At 75.9% G+C, this 18163-nt stretch carries 18 protein-coding genes and 1 pseudogene; 9 read left to right on the forward strand and 10 right to left on the reverse strand.

The window, feature by feature from the left end; translation table 11 throughout:
* Positions 1-33 precede the first annotated feature (33 nt).
* Complete coding sequence (locus tag DMH08_RS19830) at positions 34-390, reverse strand: VOC family protein (protein ID WP_026403197.1); 357 nt, start codon at positions 388-390, stop codon at positions 34-36.
* Positions 391-573: 183 nt separating this feature from the next.
* On the opposite strand from DMH08_RS19830, the gene DMH08_RS19835 reads away from it, so the two are divergent.
* Together DMH08_RS19835 and DMH08_RS19840 are read left to right on the forward strand one after the other, a co-directional pair.
* On the forward strand, positions 574-3357 hold the full coding sequence (locus DMH08_RS19835; RefSeq protein WP_125616784.1) for an ATP-binding protein: 2784 nt from the start codon (positions 574-576) through the stop codon (positions 3355-3357).
* A gap of 143 nt (positions 3358-3500) precedes the next feature.
* The gene (locus tag DMH08_RS19840; protein WP_125616787.1) at positions 3501-4913 is read left to right on the forward strand and encodes an extracellular catalytic domain type 1 short-chain-length polyhydroxyalkanoate depolymerase; all 1413 of its coding nucleotides are present in this window, start codon (positions 3501-3503) and stop codon (positions 4911-4913) included.
* Here DMH08_RS19840 and DMH08_RS19845 read toward each other — a convergent pair.
* Together DMH08_RS19845 and DMH08_RS42650 are read right to left on the reverse strand one after the other, a co-directional pair.
* Positions 4910-5101 carry a DUF1059 domain-containing protein gene (locus DMH08_RS19845; protein WP_026403194.1) on the reverse strand — a complete coding sequence of 64 codons (192 nt, stop codon included), beginning with the start codon at positions 5099-5101 and terminating at the stop codon, positions 4910-4912. The two genes, DMH08_RS19840 and DMH08_RS19845, sit on opposite strands and share 4 nt — an antisense overlap.
* A 220-nt stretch (positions 5102-5321) precedes the next feature.
* Positions 5322-6302: pseudogene (locus DMH08_RS42650) on the reverse strand (MFS transporter); the annotation flags it as partial.
* Positions 6303-6345: 43 nt separating this feature from the next.
* Between DMH08_RS42650 and DMH08_RS19855 the strand changes: the two are divergent.
* Positions 6346-7071, forward strand: coding sequence for an AraC family transcriptional regulator (locus DMH08_RS19855; RefSeq protein ID WP_125616791.1), 726 nt, complete (start codon positions 6346-6348; stop codon positions 7069-7071).
* A gap of 15 nt (positions 7072-7086) precedes the next feature.
* Here the strand turns inward: DMH08_RS19855 and DMH08_RS19860 are convergent, their stop codons facing one another.
* Entirely contained in the window at positions 7087-7734 is a 648-nt protein-coding gene (locus tag DMH08_RS19860; protein ID WP_125616794.1) for a nitroreductase family protein, read from the reverse strand.
* A 48-nt stretch (positions 7735-7782) separates the two neighbouring features.
* Positions 7783-8505 carry a PaaX family transcriptional regulator C-terminal domain-containing protein gene (locus DMH08_RS19865; protein WP_199747900.1) on the reverse strand — a complete coding sequence of 241 codons (723 nt, stop codon included), beginning with the start codon at positions 8503-8505 and terminating at the stop codon, positions 7783-7785.
* A 77-nt stretch (positions 8506-8582) separates the two neighbouring features.
* On the opposite strand from DMH08_RS19865, the gene DMH08_RS19870 reads away from it, so the two are divergent.
* The 3 genes from DMH08_RS19870 to DMH08_RS42420 all read left to right on the forward strand — a co-directional run bounded on the left by DMH08_RS19870 (position 8583) and on the right by DMH08_RS42420 (position 12881).
* A complete protein-coding gene (locus DMH08_RS19870) occupies positions 8583-10337 on the forward strand; it encodes an acyl-CoA dehydrogenase family protein (RefSeq protein WP_125616800.1) in 1755 nt (584 codons plus the stop codon).
* 163 nt (positions 10338-10500) lie between these two features.
* Complete coding sequence (locus DMH08_RS19875; protein ID WP_125616803.1) at positions 10501-11748, forward strand: cytochrome P450; 1248 nt, start codon at positions 10501-10503, stop codon at positions 11746-11748.
* A 26-nt stretch (positions 11749-11774) separates the two neighbouring features.
* Complete coding sequence (locus tag DMH08_RS42420; RefSeq protein ID WP_125616806.1) at positions 11775-12881, forward strand: NAD(P)-dependent alcohol dehydrogenase; 1107 nt, start codon at positions 11775-11777, stop codon at positions 12879-12881.
* A 31-nt stretch (positions 12882-12912) separates the two neighbouring features.
* Here DMH08_RS42420 and DMH08_RS19885 read toward each other — a convergent pair whose 3' ends face one another.
* On the reverse strand, positions 12913-13479 hold the full coding sequence (locus DMH08_RS19885) for a TetR/AcrR family transcriptional regulator (RefSeq protein WP_125616809.1): 567 nt from the start codon (positions 13477-13479) through the stop codon (positions 12913-12915).
* A gap of 71 nt (positions 13480-13550) precedes the next feature.
* Here DMH08_RS19885 and DMH08_RS19890 point away from each other — a divergent pair, with 71 nt between their 5' ends.
* Entirely contained in the window at positions 13551-14156 is a 606-nt protein-coding gene (locus DMH08_RS19890; RefSeq protein WP_125616812.1) for a dihydrofolate reductase family protein, read from the forward strand.
* On the opposite strand, the gene DMH08_RS19895 is transcribed toward DMH08_RS19890, so the two are convergent.
* The gene (locus tag DMH08_RS19895) at positions 14153-15061 is read right to left on the reverse strand and encodes a 2-hydroxyacid dehydrogenase (protein ID WP_125616815.1); all 909 of its coding nucleotides are present in this window, start codon (positions 15059-15061) and stop codon (positions 14153-14155) included. The two genes, DMH08_RS19890 and DMH08_RS19895, sit on opposite strands and share 4 nt — an antisense overlap.
* Positions 15062-15140: 79 nt before the next feature.
* Here DMH08_RS19895 and DMH08_RS19900 point away from each other — a divergent pair, with 79 nt between their 5' ends.
* The gene (locus DMH08_RS19900; protein ID WP_125616817.1) at positions 15141-16151 is read left to right on the forward strand and encodes a nitronate monooxygenase; all 1011 of its coding nucleotides are present in this window, start codon (positions 15141-15143) and stop codon (positions 16149-16151) included.
* Between the two features lie 110 nt (positions 16152-16261).
* Here the strand turns inward: DMH08_RS19900 and DMH08_RS19905 are convergent, their stop codons facing one another.
* Together DMH08_RS19905 and DMH08_RS19910 are read right to left on the reverse strand one after the other, a co-directional pair.
* Complete coding sequence (locus tag DMH08_RS19905; RefSeq protein ID WP_199747901.1) at positions 16262-16726, reverse strand: MarR family winged helix-turn-helix transcriptional regulator; 465 nt, start codon at positions 16724-16726, stop codon at positions 16262-16264.
* Between the two features lie 45 nt (positions 16727-16771).
* A complete protein-coding gene (locus DMH08_RS19910; RefSeq protein ID WP_125616820.1) occupies positions 16772-17134 on the reverse strand; it encodes a winged helix-turn-helix transcriptional regulator in 363 nt (120 codons plus the stop codon).
* A gap of 51 nt (positions 17135-17185) precedes the next feature.
* Here DMH08_RS19910 and DMH08_RS19915 point away from each other — a divergent pair, with 51 nt between their 5' ends.
* On the forward strand, positions 17186-17584 hold the full coding sequence (locus DMH08_RS19915; RefSeq protein WP_125616823.1) for a YybH family protein: 399 nt from the start codon (positions 17186-17188) through the stop codon (positions 17582-17584).
* A gap of 85 nt (positions 17585-17669) precedes the next feature.
* On the opposite strand, the gene DMH08_RS42825 is transcribed toward DMH08_RS19915, so the two are convergent.
* Positions 17670-18152 (reverse strand): DUF5947 family protein, encoded by a 483-nt coding sequence (locus DMH08_RS42825; RefSeq protein ID WP_442778644.1) that lies wholly within the window; start codon positions 18150-18152, stop codon positions 17670-17672.
* Positions 18153-18163: the final 11 nt, after the last annotated feature.

Raw genomic sequence — 18163 nt, forward strand, 5'->3', positions numbered from 1 at the left:
CTTCTTTCCGTGAGGCGGGGGTGTGCGGGGGGTTCAGCGGTCCTGGAGGAGCCCGAGGACGTTGCCGTCCGGGTCGGTGACGGTGGCGACCACGCGCCCCGCGCCGACGTCGTGCGGGGCCTCCCGGACGGCGGCGCCGGCGGCGGTCAGCTCGGCGATCTTCGCTTCGATGTCCGCGACGTGCCAGTAGACGGTCGGGGAGGTCAGGCGCTGCGGCCCGCCGCCGGGCACCAGCCCGATCTGGTGCCCGGCGACCTCGAACCCGACGTAGTAGGACGTGTCGCTCTGCGGCGCCCGGCCGAGCAGGGCGGCGTAGACCGCCTTGGCCCGCGCCAGGTCGCTCACGGGGTGCAGCACCGTCTTGATCCCCAGGACGGGCGAGTCGCTCATGGTCGCTCCTGCCAGGTCGTGGGCCGCGTCGACCCGCCGTTCCAACTGCTCACAGCCTCGCGCCGGGGCCCCCTCCGCCACATCCGTGGCGACCACGGAACCGGCCACGGAGCCCGCCCACGGAGCGCCGGCACGGAGCCCGCCCACGGAGCCCGTACGGAACGGCTGCGGCAGAATGGGGCGGTGGCCGTGACAGTGGATATATCGCCCCGCGAAGCCGAGGTGCTGGAGCTGGTCGGGGACCACCTCAGCAACGCCGAGATCGCGGCGCGGCTGGTCATCTCGGTCCGCACCGTGGAGAGCCACGTGTCCGCGCTGCTGCGGAAGCTGGGCGTCCCGGACCGCCGGGCGCTCGCCGGGCGGGCCGCCGCGAGCCGTCCCGCCGCGGGCGCGGCGCGGCCCGCGCCCGCCCTGCCGGCCCCGCTGACGTCGTTCGTCGGCCGGGCCGCCGAGCGCGCCGAGCTGGGCGAGGCCGTCCGGGCGCACCGGCAGGTGACCGCGGTCGGTCCCGGCGGCGTCGGCAAGACCCGGCTCGCGCTGGCGGTGGCCGCGGACGCGGCCGCCGCGTTCGCGGACGGCGTGTGGTTCGTCGACCTGGTGCCGGTCACCGACCCGGGGATGGTCGCGGCCGCCGTCGCGGGCGCGCTCGGGCTCGGCGAGCAGCCCGGCCGCGGCATGGCCGAGTCGGTCGTCGCGGCGCTCGCCGACCGGCACGTCCTGCTCGTCCTCGACAACTGCGAGCAGGTGCGGGACGGCGTGGCGCTCTTCCTGGAGCGGCTCCTCGCGGCGTGCCCCCGGGCGGCGGTGCTGGCGACGAGCCGGGCCCGGCTGATGGTGCCGTTCGAGCGGGCGTACCAGGTGCCGCCGCTGTCGCTGGCGGACGACGGCGAGTCCGACGCGGTCGCGCTGTTCATGGAGCGGGCGTCCGCGATCGGGTGGCCGCTGGACCCGCCCCTGCACGACCACGTCCGCTCGATCTGCGCGCGGCTCGACGGCATGGCGCTCGCGATCGAGCTGGCCGCCGCCCGGTACCCGACGCTCGGGCTGGACGGCCTCACCGCCGCCCTCGCGGACCCGCTGCGGATGCTCACCGGCGGGTCCCGCGCCGACGACCGGCACCGGTCGGTGCGGGCCGCCGTCGACTGGAGCCACACCCTGCTGGAACCGGCCGACCGGGAACTGCTCCGCCGCGTGTCGGTGTTCGTCGCGCCGTTCACGGCCGCCGCGGCGGCGGAGGCGACCGGCAGGGATGCGGGCGCCGTCGCCGACGGGCTGGCCCGCCTCGCGGAGCAGAGCCTGCTCGCCGTGCGGGCGTCCGCGGGCGGCACCGAGTACCGGGCGCTGGAGACGATCCGCCAGTACGGGACGGAGCGGCTCGCCGAGGCGGGCGAACTCGCCGACGCGCGGGCCCGGCACCTCCGCTGGTGCCTGGCCAGGGCCGCGGACCTGGCCGCCGACCCGGCGGACTGGCGGCCCCGGTTCGACGCCGTCGCGGACGACCTGCGCGCCGCGCTCGCCTGGGCGGCCGGCGAGCCGGACCACCGCGCCGAGGCCCGCGACCTCGCGCGGCACCTCGCGGAACTGGCCTTCACCCGCAACCTCCTCGGGGAGTCCCAGCAGCGCTACGAGCAGGCCGCCGCGCTCGCCGCCGACCCCGCCGACGCCGCCGCGGCGCTGCGGCACGCCGCGGCCGTCGCCGGGTGCCGGATGCACGGCGACGACATGTACCGGCTGCACCGGGCCGCCGCCGACGCCGCCCGCCGGTCCGGCGACGCGGCCCGCGCCGCCGCCGACCTGGCGACCGCCGCCGTCACCGCCTACCGGTTCGCCGGCACGTTCGTCCGGCCGCCGGCGCCGGACGAGACGCGCGCGCTGATCGCCGAGGCGCGCGGGCCCGCGGGCGACGACCCCGCCGCCCGCGCGGCCGTCGCGCTCGCCGAGGCCGCGTCGGCCGCCGACGCGTTCGGCGCCGACCAGGACCCCCGCGGCGACGCCGTCGCGGACACCCTCGCGCGCGCCGAACGCGCCGTCGACCTCGCCCGCCGCACCGGCGACGCGCCCGCCGAGTCCGCCGCGCTGGACGCGCTCGCCGCCGTCCAGAGCTGGGTCGGGGACGCGTCCGCCACCGCCGCCACGGCCCGCCGCCGCGTCGCGCTCCTGTCGGCCGCCCCGCCCGGGCCCGCCGTCACGCACGAGCTCGTCCAGGCCCTCGGCGAGGCGGCGCAGACCGGCATCGGCGTCGGGGACCTGCCGGGCGCCCGCCGCTGGGCGCGGCGGCTCGCCGACCACCCGTCGCTCGCCGAGGTCGGGCACCGCGCGACGAGCTGGCTGCTGGTCGCGGACGCGCTCGCGGGCGACGTCGAGGGCGTGCGCGCCGGCGCCGTCCGGTTCCTGGACGCGTGGCGGCGGAGCGGCGCCCCGGTCTGGCCGGACCTCGACCCGGCGGCGGCCGCCGTCGCGATGGTCCACGGCCTGCGCGGCGACCGGGACGCCCGCGCCGAGTGGGCCGCCGTCCTGGACCGGTTCGGGACGTCGCCGAACCGCGTCCACGGCCACGGCGCGGTGTTCGACGCGCTGCTCCTGCTGCACGAGGGCCGCGCGGCCGAGGCGGTGGAGCGGCTGGCCCCGGAGCCCGGCGAGGTGTGGCGGTGGGTCACGTGGGTGTGGCTGCACTGGTACGCGGCGCTGCGCGCGGAGGCCGCCGTCCTCGCCGGGAGCCCGGACGCCCGCGCCCGCGTGGCCGCCGCCCGCGGCCTGACGGCCGGCGACCCGGTCGCGGGCGCGCTCGTCGACCGCGCGGAGGCGCTCCTCGACGGCGACCCGAAGCGGCTGCTCGCCGCGGCGGACGCGCTCGACGCCGCGGGCTGCCCCTACCAGTCCGCCCGCACCCTGGTCCTCGCGGGCGGCGACCACGCCGCCCGCGGCGCCGCCGCCCTCGCCGCCCTCGGCATCACCCCCACGGCCTGACCCGCACCACCGGCGTCCCGATCGGGGGCGGGGTGTCGTGCGGGCACATACGGGACGGGCGGAAGGTGCGGGGCGCGCACGTGTCGCGGGGCGGGGGACGGACGGACGATGGCGGCGTTCGTTCCCCTGCACTGGGAGCTGTCATGCGCCTCCCCGCCCGACTGGTCGCGTTCGTCGCCGTCCTGAGCCTCCTCCTCCCGCCGGGCGCGGCCGCCCATGCCGCGGCGGCGGGCGACTACCGGCAGGTCACCGGGTTCGGGTCCAACCCCGGCAACCTGCAGATGTTCGAGTACGTGCCGGCGGGGCTGCCGGCCGGTGCGCCGCTCGTCGTGGCGCTGCACGGCTGCACGCAGAGCGCCGACGCCTACCACGGCCACTCGGGATGGGCCGAACTGGCCGACCGCTGGGGGTTCGCGGTCGTCTACCCGCAGACGACGACGGCGAACAACGTTCAGCGGTGCTTCCAGTGGTTCGAGCCCGGCGAGTACGGGCGGGGCGGGGGCGAGGCGGCGTCGGTCGTGCAGATGGTGCAGGACGCCCGGGGACGCCTCGGGTCGGGCCGGGCGTACGTCACCGGGCTGTCGGCCGGGGGCGGGATGGCCGCGAACCTGCTGGCCGCGTACCCGGACGTGTTCGCCGGGGGCTCGATCAACGCCGGGCTGCCCGCGGCGTGCGCGTCCAGCCTGCTTCAGGCGACGGGGTGCCAGATGAACGACCAGGGCCTCACGCCGCGGCAGTGGGGTGACCGGGTGCGGGCGGCGTTCCCCGGCCACACCGGGCCGTGGCCCCGGGTGGCGATCTGGCAGGGGACCGCCGACTACACGGTCCGTCCGGTGAACGCGGACGAGCTGCGCGACCAGTGGACGGACGTGTGGGGCGTCCCGCAGGCGCCGACGAGCACGCAGACGCTGCCGGGCGGGACCACGCGGAGCGTCTACGGGGACTCGGTCGTGGAGGTGTACTCGATCGCGGGGATGGGGCACGGCCTGGCGGTCGATCCGGGGTCGGGCGCCGAGCAGTGCGGCGCGTCCGGCGCGTACTTCCTGGACACGATCTGCTCCAGCCACCGGACGGCGCTGTTCTGGGGCCTCGACGGGGACGGCGGCGAACCGGGCGCCCTGCCCGCCCCGACGGGTCTCCGGGTGACGGGGACGGGCGACGACACCGCGTCGCTCGCGTGGGACGCCGTCGAGGGCGCGGCGTCGTACGTCGTCCGCCGCGACGGCGCGGACGCGGGGACGTCGGAGGCGGGCGCGTTCACGGACACGGGCCTCGCCCCCGGGACGTCGTACGCCTACACGGTCGCGGCGGTGGACGCCGAGGGACGCGCCGGCGCGGCCTCGGCCCCCGTCACCGCGACGACCGCGGGCGCCCCGCCCCGGTGCTTCACCGCGACGAACTACGCGCACGTGACGGCGGGACGGGCGCACGTCCGCGGCGGCTACGCGTACGCGAACGGCTCCGGCCAGAACATGGGCCTGTTCAACGTGTTCGTGACGCGGACGCTGCGGGAGGCGTCCCCCGGCTACTTCGTCATCGCCGATCCGGGCTGCTAGTGCGAGGCCAGCTCCTCGTCCTTCAGGGTGCCGCGGATCTCCTCCCGGAACGCGGGCGTGTCCTCGTGCCCGTGCACCGAGGCCGCGTGCTCGGCGGCGGCGCGGACGACCTCGTCCTCCTCGCCGCTGATCGTGAGGGTGCAGCCGGACTCGCTCGGCATGTCCCTGCAGTCGGCCACTTTCCGCATCGTCTCCTCCTTCCGCACCGGTCCGCCGCATCGTCGCCTGCCCTTTCATCGTGACATATCCGCAGGTCACACGGAAGGTCGCCGAGGCGAGGGGGACGGCGCACAGCAGCGCGAACACGAGCGGGGTGCCGTGCGCGTCCGCGAGCAGGCCGAACAGGGGGGTCGCGAGGCCGCCGACGCTGACCCCGAGGCCGAGCGTCATGCCCGCCGCGGTGCCGGGGCGGCCGGGGAGGTAGTCCTGGCCGAGCCGGACGAGGACGGCGAACGGCACGTTCACCGCCAGGCCGGTCAGGACCGCGAACACCAGCGGGGCGTACGGGCCGGGGGCGAGCCGCAGGCCCGCGAGCATCGGCACCGCGAGCGCCGCGCCGACCTGGATCGTCCGGACGGGCCCCACCCGGTCGGCGAGGCGCCCGCCCGCGATCGTCCCCGCGACGCCGCCGCCGAGGAAGCACGCGAGGGCCGCGCCGGCGAGCGCGGGCGGGGCGTCCAGGCGGTCGATCCAGTACAGGCCGATGAACGTCGCGACGGCCGAGAACAGCGCCGACCGGACGACCGTGATGGCGGTGAGGGTCGCGAACGGCCCCCACCGGTCGCGTCCGCCGGGCGCCGCGCCCCGCCCGCCGGCCGTCCGCCGCGCGTTCCGCACCAGCACGAACGCCGCGAGCACCGCGGGCGGGAGGAACGCGACCGTCCCGCCGAGGCCCCACGCGGCGAGGACGGGCACCGCCAGGACGGGCGCGAGGAAGAACCCGACGGTGCCGCCCGCCGCGAAGACGCTCATGGCCGTGACGCTGTCCCCGGCGGCGTCCCGGGCGGCCTTCCCGGCGGCCGGGTGGAACATCGCCGTCCCGAGGCCCGACAGCAGGAGCAGTGCCAGGACGAGCGGGTAGGGCCCCGCGAGCCCGGCGAGCGCGCACCCGGCCCCGGCGAGCAGCACGCCGCCCGCGGCGAGCCGGGGCAGCCGGAACCGGTCGACGGCGAGGCCGATCAGCGGCTGCGGCAGCGCGCCGCCCAGCGTCGCCGCGAGCGTCAGCCCGCCCGCCGCCGCGTACCCGTAGCCCCGTTCGAGGACGAAGTACGGGACGGCCGCGGGCACGAGCCCCTGGTAGAAGTCGTCGACGGCGTGGGCGGCGGCCCACGCCGCCATGCGCCGCACGACCGGTTCGGTCCTGGTGATCGTCGCCACGCCGTCCAGCATCGTGACCGCGCGAGGTTGCGGGCTAGCGGTATTCTGCCGAGCGATGTCGCCGACCCGCCAACCTTTCCTGCGGCTGGCGCACCGCGAGCGCGTCCCCAGGCACGAGCACCCGCACCACCAGATCGCCTACCCGAGCCACGGCGTCCTCGAAGTGGCGACGGACGCGGGCACCTGGATCGTCCCGCCGCACCGGGCCGTGTGGCTGCCCGCCGGGATCGCGCACGCGCACCGGGCGCACGGCCCGACGCAGCTCCGCACGGTGAACTTCGAGGCCGGCGAGCCGGGCGCCGGGTTCGCCGGGCCGGTGGTCCTGGCGGTCTCCCCGCTGCTGCGCGAGGTGATTGTCGCGCTGACCGGGGACGGGCGGGACGCCCGCCGCCGCGAGCGCCTGCGGCGGGTGGCCCTCGACGAGGTCCGGGCGGTCGGGGAGCTGCCGCTGCACCTGCCGGTCCCGGCCGACGACCGGCTGCGGGCCATCGCGGACGCCCTGGACGCCGACCCCGCCGACCCGCGCACCCTCGCCGGGTTCGGCCGCGCCGTCGGGGCGTCCGAACGCACGCTGAGCAGGCTGTTCCGCGAGCAGACGGGGATGACGTTCCCGCAGTGGCGGACGCAGGTGCGGCTGCACCGCGCGCTGATCCTGCTGGCGTCCGGGACCCCGGTCACCGCCGTGGCCGCCGCGTGCGGCTACGCCGGCCCGAGCGCGTTCATCCAGGCGTTCCGCCAGGCGTTCGGCACCACCCCGGGCCGGTTCGGCGCCCCCGGCTGACCTCCGCCGCCCCCGTCACCAGGCGTCGTGGTGGAGGACGGTGTCGAGGGGGGCGCGGGGGGCGGGCTTGAAGGTGTCGCCGGTGTAGTACGCGGTGGGGATCAGGGCGCCCTGCCGGATGGTCGCGGGGAGGCCGAGGAGTTCGGCGACCTCGCGCTCGAAGGCGAGGTGCAGGGACGTCCAGGAGGTGCCGAGGCCGCGGGCGCGGGCGGCGAGCGCGAAGTTCCAGACGGCCGGGTGGAGGGACGCCCACAGGCCGGCCTGGTTGGCGGCGGGGAGTTCGCCGGGGACGTCCAGGCAGGGGATGACGTGGACGGGCACCTCGCCGATGTGCTCGGCCAGGTAGGAGGCGCTGTCGCCGACGCGGCGCTGGACGCCGGCGCGCTCGGAGTCGTCCTGGTGGAGGGCGCCCGCGAACGCGCGGGACTCGGCGTAGGCGGCGAAGGCGCGGCGGTAGTACTCGCCGATGGCGCGGCGCTTGCCGGGGTCGGTGACGACGATCCAGTGCCAGTTCTGCGCGTTGCTGCCGGTCGGGGCCTGCACCGCGATCTCGAGGCACTCGCGGATCAGGTCCATGGGGACGGGACGGGCGAGGTCGAGGCGCTTGCGGACGGCCCGGGTGGTGGTGAGCAGCTCGTCGGGGCTCAGCGGGAGAGTCGTCATGCGTCCATGCTGCCCCACGGGCCCCGGACGATTCCGGGCGGACGTCCGTCAGGTGAGGACCTCGTCGCTGAGCAGGCGCGCGAAATCGGTGCGGAAGCGCTCGTACTGGGCGCGCAGGTCGGGGCCGGGCCAGTCGGCGGGGAGCAGCGCGGCGGGGAGGAGCGGGTCGTCCATGAGGTGCCGGACGACGGCGGCGGCGAGCGTGAACCGGTCGACGATGCCGTCGGCGGCGGCGAACGCGGCCTGGAGGTCGCGGGCGGGCGCGGCCCAGCCGTCCAGGTCCCAGAGGGACGCGGCGAGCGCGGCGGGGTCGCCTTCGGGGCGGCCCTCGATGAAGGTGCACTGCCGGACGGCGATGTCCGGGCGCGCGCGCAGGAGGTTCGCGGGCCGCATCCAGACGCCTTCGCGGAGTTCGGCGAGCCGCACGTTCGACATGGCCTGGCGGAGGGCGGTGCGTTCGGCGACGGGGCGGCGCTCGGCGGTGATGACGGCGATCTCCCAGGCGCCGTCCCACGGGCGGGTGCGGGGGGAGCGGGCCTCGTCCTGGCGGGCCTGCCGGGCGAGGAGGCGCTCGGTGAGGCAGTAGCGGTCGCCGGAGCGGACGAGGTCGCCGGCGGCGACCATGCGCGAGAGCGCGACGCGGATCGCCCCGTCGGCGATGCCGAACAGGGCGCCGACGCGGACGAGGTGGCGGACCGGCAGGCGGGGCGGGTGGACGCCCAGCAGGGTGCTCAGGACCACCGACCGTGCGGTGAGGGCCCGGATCTCCATGGTTGCCAGTGACTTTATCGGCATCCGCCGCATTACAGGTCTTCCGTCATGTGAAGTAGAAGTGTAACGTCCGGCGCATGGGCAGCTACCTGATCGAGCCGGCCGACCGGCTCCCGTTCGGTTCCGCGGAGAAGGCCCGCCGGTACGCGACCGAGCGGTACCAGGGCGCGGTGGGCCGCAACTGGTACGACTGCGATCCGACGCTGCGGTTCCTCATGCGGCGCCACCTCGGGGACGGGTTCGGCTGGGCCGAGCCGCGGCTGCGGGAGCTGGGCGCGCTGATGGGCGGCCGGATCGCCGAACTGGCGGAGGAGACCGACCGCAACCCGCCGCGGCTCGAGAAGTACGACCGGTGGGGGCGCGACGTCAGCGAGGTCGTCATGCCGCCGTCGTTCGAGGCGGCCCGCCGGGAGATCGTCGCGACGTCGTTCACCCGCCCCGGGTTCGTCCGGGAGGCGAAGGCGGCGGGGGCGGACCCGGTGGCGCTCGGCGTCGCGTGGAGCTACCTGCTCGACCAGGCCGACATCGGGATGGCGTGCGCGCTCGGGACGGGCGGCGACATGGTCGTCGGGCTCACCGAGGCGTTCGCGCCGGACGACGTGAAGGCGCGGGTCCGGGAGCTGTTCGCCGCCGGGGCGTTCTCCGGCGAGGCCGCGCAGCTGCTGACGGAGCGGTCGGGCGGCTCGGACCTCGGGGCGCTGGAGTCGACGGCCGTCCGCGACGGGGACGCGTGGCGGCTCGACGGGTTCAAGTGGTTCGCGTCGAACGCGAACGGCTCGGCGTTCGTGGTGCTCGCCAAACCGGCCGGCGCGGACGACGGGGTGCGGGGGATCGCGCCGTTCCTCGTCCTGCGGGAGCGCCGGGACGGGACGCGCAACGGCGTGCGGATCCGGCGGCTCAAGGACAAGCTGGGCACCCGCTCGGTGGCGTCGGCGGAGATCGAGTTCACCGGCGCGGAGGCGTTCCTGCTGGCCCCGGGGTCGTCGGCGGGGGCGGGCGGCGACGGGCGGGGCCTCGCCCGGATGATGGAGCTGACGAACGGCGCCCGGCTCGGCATCGCGACGATGGGGCTCGGCTGCGCGCGGCGCTCGCTCGTCGAGGCGCTCTGCTACGCGCGGGCGCGGGAGGCGTTCGGCGCGCCGCTGGCGGAGCAGCCGCTGATGCGGCGCAAGCTCGCGGAGCTGGTCGTCGAGACGGAGGCCGCGCAGGCGCTCGTGTTCGACGGGTACCTGACGCCGCTGCGGCTCGGCCCGGCGCTGGTGAAGCTGCGGGCGGCGCGGCTGGGCGTGACGGCGGCGAGCGACGCGGTCGAGGCGCACGGCGGCAACGGGTACATCGAGCAGTGGCCGGTGGCGCGGATCCTGCGGGACGCGCAGGTCAACCCGATCTGGGAGGGCGGCGACAACATCCTGTGCCTGGACGTGCGGCGCGGGATCGAGCGGGACGGCGCGCACGAGCCGTTCCTCGCCCGGCTGGAGGAGGCCGCCGGGCGGGCGCCCGCGGGGGACGACGCCACGGCGGCGCTCGTCCGGGACCGGATCGGGCGCCTCCGGGAGGCCGTCGAGGCGTGGCGCGGGCTGGACAAGAGCGTCGCGGAGGCGCGGCTCTACCCGCTGGCGCAGTACATGGCCGACGTGTACGCGGCGGCGCTGCTCCTGGAGCAGGCCGGGTGGGAGCGCGAGGACGCGGGCACGGACCGCAAGGCCCTCGTCGCGCGCCTCTACGCGCGGGCGCACCTGGCGGATCCGGACCCGTTGCGCGGCATCGGCGGCCCGGCGGAGGACCTCGACCGGTTCGACGAACTCGTCGGCGGTGCCTTCGCGGAGGAGTGACGCACGGGGGGACGCACGGGGGCGGTTCGAGCGGCGCGCGGGCCGTCCCCGGCGGTGACACCTCCGATGTCCGAGCGCTCTACGTCCGGAAGACGTTGACCGAATCCGGTTCGGGTCTTAGGTTCCCTTGGAGGGCGGCCGTCGGCACAAGGGAGTCTTCCGCATGACCCTGACCGTGGAGCAGGCGGGCCTCGCGCTCGCCGACCCGAAGGCGTACGCCGATGACCGGCGGCTGCACGAGGCGTGCACGCTGCTGCGCCGCGAGTCGCCCGTCCACCGGGTCGAGGCGCCCGGCTACCGCCCCTTCTGGGCGGTCACCCGGCACGCCGACGTCATGGAGATCGAGCGGGCCCACGACCTGTTCCTCAACGCGCCGCGCCCGCTGCTCGCGACGGCCGAGCTCGACGAGATCAACCGGCAGCGGGCCGAGCAGGGCATCGGGCTGCGCACCCTCATCCACATGGACGACCCCGACCACCGGGTCGTCCGGGCGATCGGCGCCGACTGGTTCCGGCCCCGCGCCATGCGGGCGATGGAGCCGCGCGTCCGGGAGCTGGCGAAGCGGTACGTCGACCGGATGGCGGACGCCGGCGGCGAGATCGACTTCGCGCAGGAGGTGAGCGTCCACTTCCCGCTGTACGTCATCCTGTCGCTGCTCGGCCTCCCCGAAAGCGACTTCGACCGGATGCTGACGCTCACCCAGGAGCTCTTCGGCGGCGACGACGAGGAGCGGCAGCGGGGCCAGAGCAACGAAGAGAAGATGCAGGTCGTCTTCGAGTTCTTCGCGTACTTCCAGGAGCTCACCGAGGCCCGCCGCGCGCACCCGACCGACGACCTCGCGTCCGCCATCGCGAACGCCCGCGTCGACGGCGAGCCGCTCAACGACTTCGACACCGCGTCCTACTACGTCATCATCGCGACCGCCGGGCACGACACCACCAGCGCCACCATCGCGGGCGGCCTGCACGCGCTCGTCGAGCACCCCGACCAGCTCGCCCGGCTCCGCGCCGACCCCGGGCTGATGCCGCTCGCCGTCGACGAGATGATCCGCTGGACCACCCCGGTCAAGGAGTTCATGCGCACGGCCGTCCGGGACTACGAGCTGCGCGGCACCGCGATCCGCGAGGGCGACTCGCTGCTGCTGGCGTACCCGTCCGCGAACCGGGACGAGGAGGTCTTCGACGACCCGTTCCGGTTCGACGTCGGCCGCGACCCGAACAAGCACCTGGCGTTCGGCTTCGGCGTCCACTACTGCCTGGGCGCCGCCCTCGCCCGCATCGAGGTCCGCGCGTTCTTCGAGGAGCTGCTGCCGCGGCTGCGCTCCATCGAGCTCGCGGGCGAACCGGAGGGGATCGCGACCACGTTCGTCGGCGGCCTCAAGCACCTGCCGATCCGCTACAAGCTGGCCTGACCCCTCTCCGCCCCCGAGGAGCACGCATGCAGATCGACGCCGCCGTCCTGCGGGCCGCCGACGCGCCCTTCGCGATCGAGCGCCTGGACCTCGCCGACCCCGGACCCGGCGAGATCCTCGTCCGGATCGCCGGCACCGGCATGTGCCACACCGACCAGATGGGCCGGATCCCGGGCGACCTCGTCGCGAAGCCGGTCGTGCTCGGCCACGAGGGCGCCGGCGTCGTCGAGGCGGTCGGTCCGGGCGTCGCGGGCGTCACCGAGGGCGACCACGTGGTCATGTCGTTCGACTCCTGCGGGACCTGCGCCGACTGCCGCGACGGCCACCCCGGCTTCTGCCCGCAGATGGTCGCGCACAACATGCTCGCCGCCCCGCTCGACGGCGTCGCCCGGCTCACCGACGCGTCCGGCGCGGCTGTCCACAACCGGTGGTTCGGCCAGTCGTCGTTCGCGACGCACGCGCTCGGGACCGCCCGCAACGTCGTGCCCGTCACCCGGGACCTGCCGCCGGACGCGCTCGCGAAGCTCGGCCCGCTCGGCTGCGGCGTCCAGACGGGCGCGGCGTCGGTGCTGGTCGCGCTCGGGGTCGGCGCGGGCGACACGTTCGCGGTGTTCGGCGCGGGCGCGGTCGGGCTCGCCGCCGTGATGGCCGCGCGGCTCGCTGGGGCCGCGACGATCATCGCCGTCGACCTCCACGCATCGCGGCTGGACCTGGCGCGCGAGCTGGGCGCGACGCACACGCTGAACGGCGCCGACGACGACCTCCCCGGCCAGATCCGCGGGCTCACCGGCGGCGGCGTCCGGTACGCGCTCGACACCACCGCGGTCCCGGACGTCGTCTCCGCCGCCGTCGCGTCGCTGCGGGCGAACGGCGTCTGCGGCCTCGTCGGCGTCGGCGCGACCGAGTACCGCCTCGACGCGAACCTCCTGCTCATGGGCCGCACGGTCAAGGGCATCATCGAGGGCGACGCCGTCCCGCACACCTTCATCCCGAGGATGATCGAGCTGTGGCGGCAGGGCCGGTTCCCGTTCGACCGGCTGATCGCCACCTACCCGCTCTCCGCGATCAACGAGGCGGAGGCGGACGCCCACGCGGGCAAGGTCGTCAAGCCCGTCCTCCTCCCGGAGGGCTGACCTCCCGGCGGCCGCCCGGGCGGCCGCCGGCCTAGACGAGCCGCTCCACGGCGCGGGCGACGAGGTCGTCGGCCTCCTGCTCGGAGTACACCTCGGGAAGCGTGAGCCGCTCGACGATCAGCCAGTTCAGCGCCATGTGCAGCAGCCGCACCGACGCCGCGTCGCCGGGCAGCCCGGACGCCCGGTGCGCGTCGACGTTCGCGTCGACGTCGGCGCGCACGCTCCGCGTGAGCACCTCGCGCAGTCCGGGGCGCCGCGCCGCTTCCAGCCGCAGCTCCAGCAGCGCCAGGTAGCCCGTCCGGAAGCCCGCGACCCGGCGGACGGTCTCGCGCATCACCGCGGCGAACTTCTCCCGGTCCTGCACGCCCTCCAGGTGGCGGGCGACGGTCTCCTCGTCCGGCTGGAGGCGTTCGTAGACGCGGGCCCCGACCTGCGTGAACAGGTCGTCGCGGTTGGTGAAGTAGTTCGACGCCGTCCCCGCCGGGACCCCGGCCGCGCCGTCCACCGCGCGGAACGTCAGCCCCCGCGCGCCCTGCTCGGCCAGCACCTCGATCGCGGCGTCGATGAGCGCCGCCCTCCGCTCCTCGTTCCTGCGCACGTTGACACCACTCCATCTGTAGTACTAATGTCCAGACAACGACAGGCATAGTACTACGGACGGAGTTTTATATGCGCAAGGTCGTCTACTACATCGGCGTGTCCATCGACGGCCGCATCGCGGGCCCCGGCGGCCAAGCCGACTTCTACCCGGTCGGCGACGGCGAGGCCGCCGCCGCGTACATGGCCTGGGTCAACGAGCGCTACCCGGAGACCGTCCCCGCCCAGTACCGGCCGCACGTCGGCCTCGCGGACGCCCCCAACAAGCGCTTCGACACCGTCCTGATGGGCGCGGACACCTACCGGACCGTGCTCGCCCAAGGGATCGGCAGCCCCTACGCGCACCTGCGGCAGTACGTCGCCTCCACGACCCTCGACCGCGTCGACGACCCCGCGGTCGAACTCGTGCGCGACCCCGCCGCGCTCGTCCGCGACCTCAAACGCGAGGACGGCCCGGACGTCTGGCTGTGCGGCGGCGGCGGGCTGGCCGGCGCCCTGCTCCCCCAGATCGACGAACTGATCATCAAGAGCTACCCGGTGATCGCGGGCGCGGGCACCGCCCTCGTCGACGGCGCCTTCGACCCCACCGTGTTCACCCAGACCGACCGCAAGGCGTTCCCCAACGGGGCCGCCATCACCTGGTACGAGCGGCGGTCCCCGGAGAACCGGGACGGCTAGCGGACGCGGTGGAGGAGGGCATCGCCGCGCTCCAGGCGGCGGCAGTTCTCCACCGCGACCTCGAAGTACCGGTCCCACGTCTCGTGCGTCAGCCATGCGACGTGCGGCAGGACCACCGTGTTCGCCAGCTTCAGCAGCGGGTTCGCCGGGTCGACCGGCTCGGACTCGAACACGTCCAGGCCCGCGCCGCCGAGCCGCCCCGACGCCAGCTCCCGGACGAGCGCCGCCTCGTCGACCACCGCGCCGCGCGCCGTGTTCACCACCACCGCGCCGTCCGGGAGGAGCGCGAGGCGCCGCGCGTCCAGCAGGTGGTGCGTCTCCTCCGTCAGCGGGACGTGCACCGACAGGACGTCGCTCGCCCGCAGCAGCCCGTCGAGGTCGCGCCACGCGGGGTCGTCCGGGCGCGGCCGCCGCGACGTGTAGAGGACGCGCGCGCCGACCGCCTCCAGCATCCCCCGCAGCAGCCCCGCGATCTCGCCGCCGCCGAGCAGCCCGACCGTCCGGCCCTTCAGCTCGCCGCCGACCAGCGCCCGGCCGGCGGGCCAGCCCGCGCCCCGCCGGGTGCGCGCGTCGAACTCCACGACGCGGCGCAGCACCGACAGCATCAGCAGCAGCGTCGTCTCCGCCACCGCCTGCGCGTTCCGCCCCGGCATGTTCGCGACCGCGACGCCGCGCTCCGCCGCCGCGTCCAGGTCGATCGTGTTCACCCCGGTGCCGAGCTTCTGGATCAGCCGCAGCTTCGGCGCCCGGTCCAGGTCCGCCGCGGTCAGCGGGCGCAGCACGTGCCAGATCACCTCGGCGTCCGGCAGCAGCTCCGCGAACCGGGCCTCGTCCTCCTCGGGGCAGCTCACCACGTCCAGCCCCGGCTCCGCACGGTCCATGTCGTAGTGCAGCAGAACCCGCATGCCCGGCCTTCCTGATCATCGATTCGTGGAACGTGAACCCGCCGGTCCGGGCCGTTGTTCCCCGGGTAGGTTCTCCATCATGACCTGGCCCGAACTGCCGATCGTCCAGGCGCCCATGGCGGGCGGGCCGTCCACGCCCGAACTCGCCGCCGCCGTCTCCGAGGCCGGCGGCCTCGGCTTCCTCGCCGCCGGCTACACCACCGCCGCGGCCATGCGCGCCGACATCGCCCGCACCCGCGAGCTGACGTCCCGCCCCTTCGGGACGAACCTGTTCATGCCGTCGCACGACGACGCCGATCCCGCGGCCGTCGAGGCGTACCGGGCGCGGCTCGCCCCCGAGGCCGCACGGCTCGGCGTCGCCCCCGGGGCCCCGGACCCCGCCGCGCGCGACGACGACCACGACGCGAAGATCGCCGAACTGCTCGACGACCCGCCCGCGTTCGTGAGCTTCACCTTCGGCACCCCCGCGGCCGACGTCGTCCGCGCCTTGCAGGGACGCGGCGTCACCGTCGTCGTCACCGTCACGACCGTGGACGAGGCCATGCAGGCGTTGCACGGCTCGGGTGCGGACGCCCTCTGCCTGCAGGGCTCCGAGGCCGGCGGGCATCGGGCGTCCTTCGCGAACACCCTCGACGAGGGCCTACCGGTCCGCGCGCTGCTCGCCGCCGTGCGGGCCCGCACCGACCGTCCGCTGATCGCCGCCGGGGGCCTCGCCACCCGCGCGGACGTCGCCGAACTCCGCGGGCTCGGGGCGGTCGCCGCGCAGCTCGGCACCGCGTTCGTCCGGTGCCCCGAGAGCGGCGCGAACCCCGTGCACAAGGCCGCGCTCGCCGATCCCCGCTTCACCGCGACCGCCGTCACCCGCGCGTTCAGCGGGCGCCCCGCCCGCGGCCTCGTCAACCGCTTCCTCACCGAGCACGACGCCGCCGCGCCCGCCGCGTACCCGGACGTCCACCACGTCACCTCGCCGCTGCGGAAGGCCGCCGTCGCGGCGGGCGACCCGGACGTCGCGAACCTGTGGGCGGGCACGTCCTGGCGGCACGCGACGGACGCCCCGGCGGCCGACGTCGTCCGGTCCCTGGCGGGCTGACCCGGCGTCCGCCGAACTCGAAGGCGGCATCCCGGAGAGACACGGGCGATCCCTTCCTCGACCCCGCATCTAGTTCGTGCCACGAACAGTTTTGGTTCGTGGAGCGAACTTCAGACGTCGTTGCCCGGTTCGAGGAAGACGACCGGGACTTCGTTGTCGAGGACGACGCGGCCGAGCAGGCCGGCGAGCGAGGCGCGCTCGGCACCGTCCATGCCCCGCACCAGGTCCGCCATCCGCCTGGAGGTCGCGCCGTAGAAGGTGCGCGCCAGCCGCTCGCCCTTCGGGGTGAGCGCGACCCGCACCGCCCGGGTGTCCCGCTCGTCCGGCTCGCGGCGGACCAGCCCGTTGCGCTCGGTGCGGTCGACCAGGCCGGTCAGGCTCGACTTCGCCAGCCCCAGCATCGAGCCCAGCTCGCCCATGCCGTACGGCCGCCCCATCAGCACGCACAGCAGTCGCCCCTGCTGCGCGGTGAGGCCGTGCTCCCGGGCCGACTCGCCGTACACGGCGTTCACCAGGAACGCGGACCGCACGAGCGCGGCCGCGATCCCGATCCGCCCGTCGTCATCTCTCAGCACGCGGTCAGTGTACCGATGCAAGAGAATGTCAGTTCGTGCAGCGAACTAACCGTGCCGGGAACCCCAGTCCCAGAGGGCCTGCAAGACGGGACCGAGCTCCCGCCCGCGCGGCGTCAGCGCGTACCGCGTCCGGACCGGACGGCCCGGCAGCCGGTGCCGCTCCGCCACGCCCACCGCCACGAGGTGCGCCAGCCGGTCCGACAGCACCTTGTCCGACAGCGCGGGCAGCAGCTCCCGCAGCTCGCCGTACCCCCGGTCGCCCTTCAGCAGCTCCCGCACCACCAGCGTCGTCCACCGCCCCCGCAGCGCCGCCAGCGCGATCTCCACCGGGCAGTCCTCCGCCGGCGCCGCGACCGCCGCGCGCGGATCGTCCGGCAGCCCCGGCCGGATAACCGTTTGGTGAGCCACGGGCGCGCCTCCTACGTTCTCGACCACTCGCCTCACCGGAAGGATCCCAGGATGCGACCGCTCGCCGAACGCCCCGAGGACGTCCCCGCCGTCTTCGCCGACCGCTTCAACTCCGGCGACCCCGCCGCCCTCGCCGAGGTCTACGAGGACGGCGGCATGCTCGTCCTCGGCACCCCCCTCACCGGCGCGGCCGCCCACGCCGCGAACGCCCGCCTCCAGAGCCTCGGCGCGCCGATCGCCGTCAGCCCCCGGCACGTCTACCCCCACGGCGACCTCGCGCTCATCATCGTCGACTGGACGATCCAGGGCACCGGCCCGGACGGCGACCCCGTCGACATCCGCGGCACCGCGACCGACGTCGTCCGGCGCGGCGAGGACGGATACTGGCGGTACGCGATCGACAACCCCTTCGGCATCGAAGAGTTCGAAGGGCCCGGCGATGAGAAGTGACGCGTGGACGAACGGCTCCGCCGGACCGCCGCCAAGCCGGCGATCGGGGGAGGGGCGGGTTGACCTTGACGTGGGCGTGAAGGTTTTAGCGTCCGGGCATGCATGCGCAGAAGACGCGGGACGCGGCGGTTGCGGAGGAGTCGTCGCGGTCGTTCCCGCTGTGGTTGTTCGCCCTGTTCCTCCTCGCCTTCTCGTTCGGCACGGACGACATGGTCATCGCCGGGGTGCTGCCGGACATCGCGCGCGACCTGGACGTGTCGGTGGCCGCGAGCGGGCAGCTCGTGACGGTGTTCGCGTTGACGTTCGCGCTGGGGGCGCCGGTCGCGGCGGCGGCGTCGGGGGGGGAGAAGAGCCCCCCCCGCCCGCCGGGCCCCCCCCCCCCCCCCCCCCCCCCGCGGCGCCGCGGCCGCGGGGGGCCGGGGCGGGCGCGGTCGCGCCCGCCCCCCGCGCCCCCCCCCCCCGCCGCGTCCCGCTCGAACAGCAGCGCGCAGGCGCGGCAGGCGCACAGCAGCCCGTCCCCGCGCTCGTCGAGGACGTGCGCGTGCCCGCCGCCGTGGTCGTCCGGGATCGGTTCGGCGC

The organism is Actinomadura sp. WAC 06369, assembly GCF_003947565.1.
GTDB classification, from domain to species: Bacteria; Actinomycetota; Actinomycetes; order Streptosporangiales; family Streptosporangiaceae; genus Spirillospora; species Spirillospora rifamycini.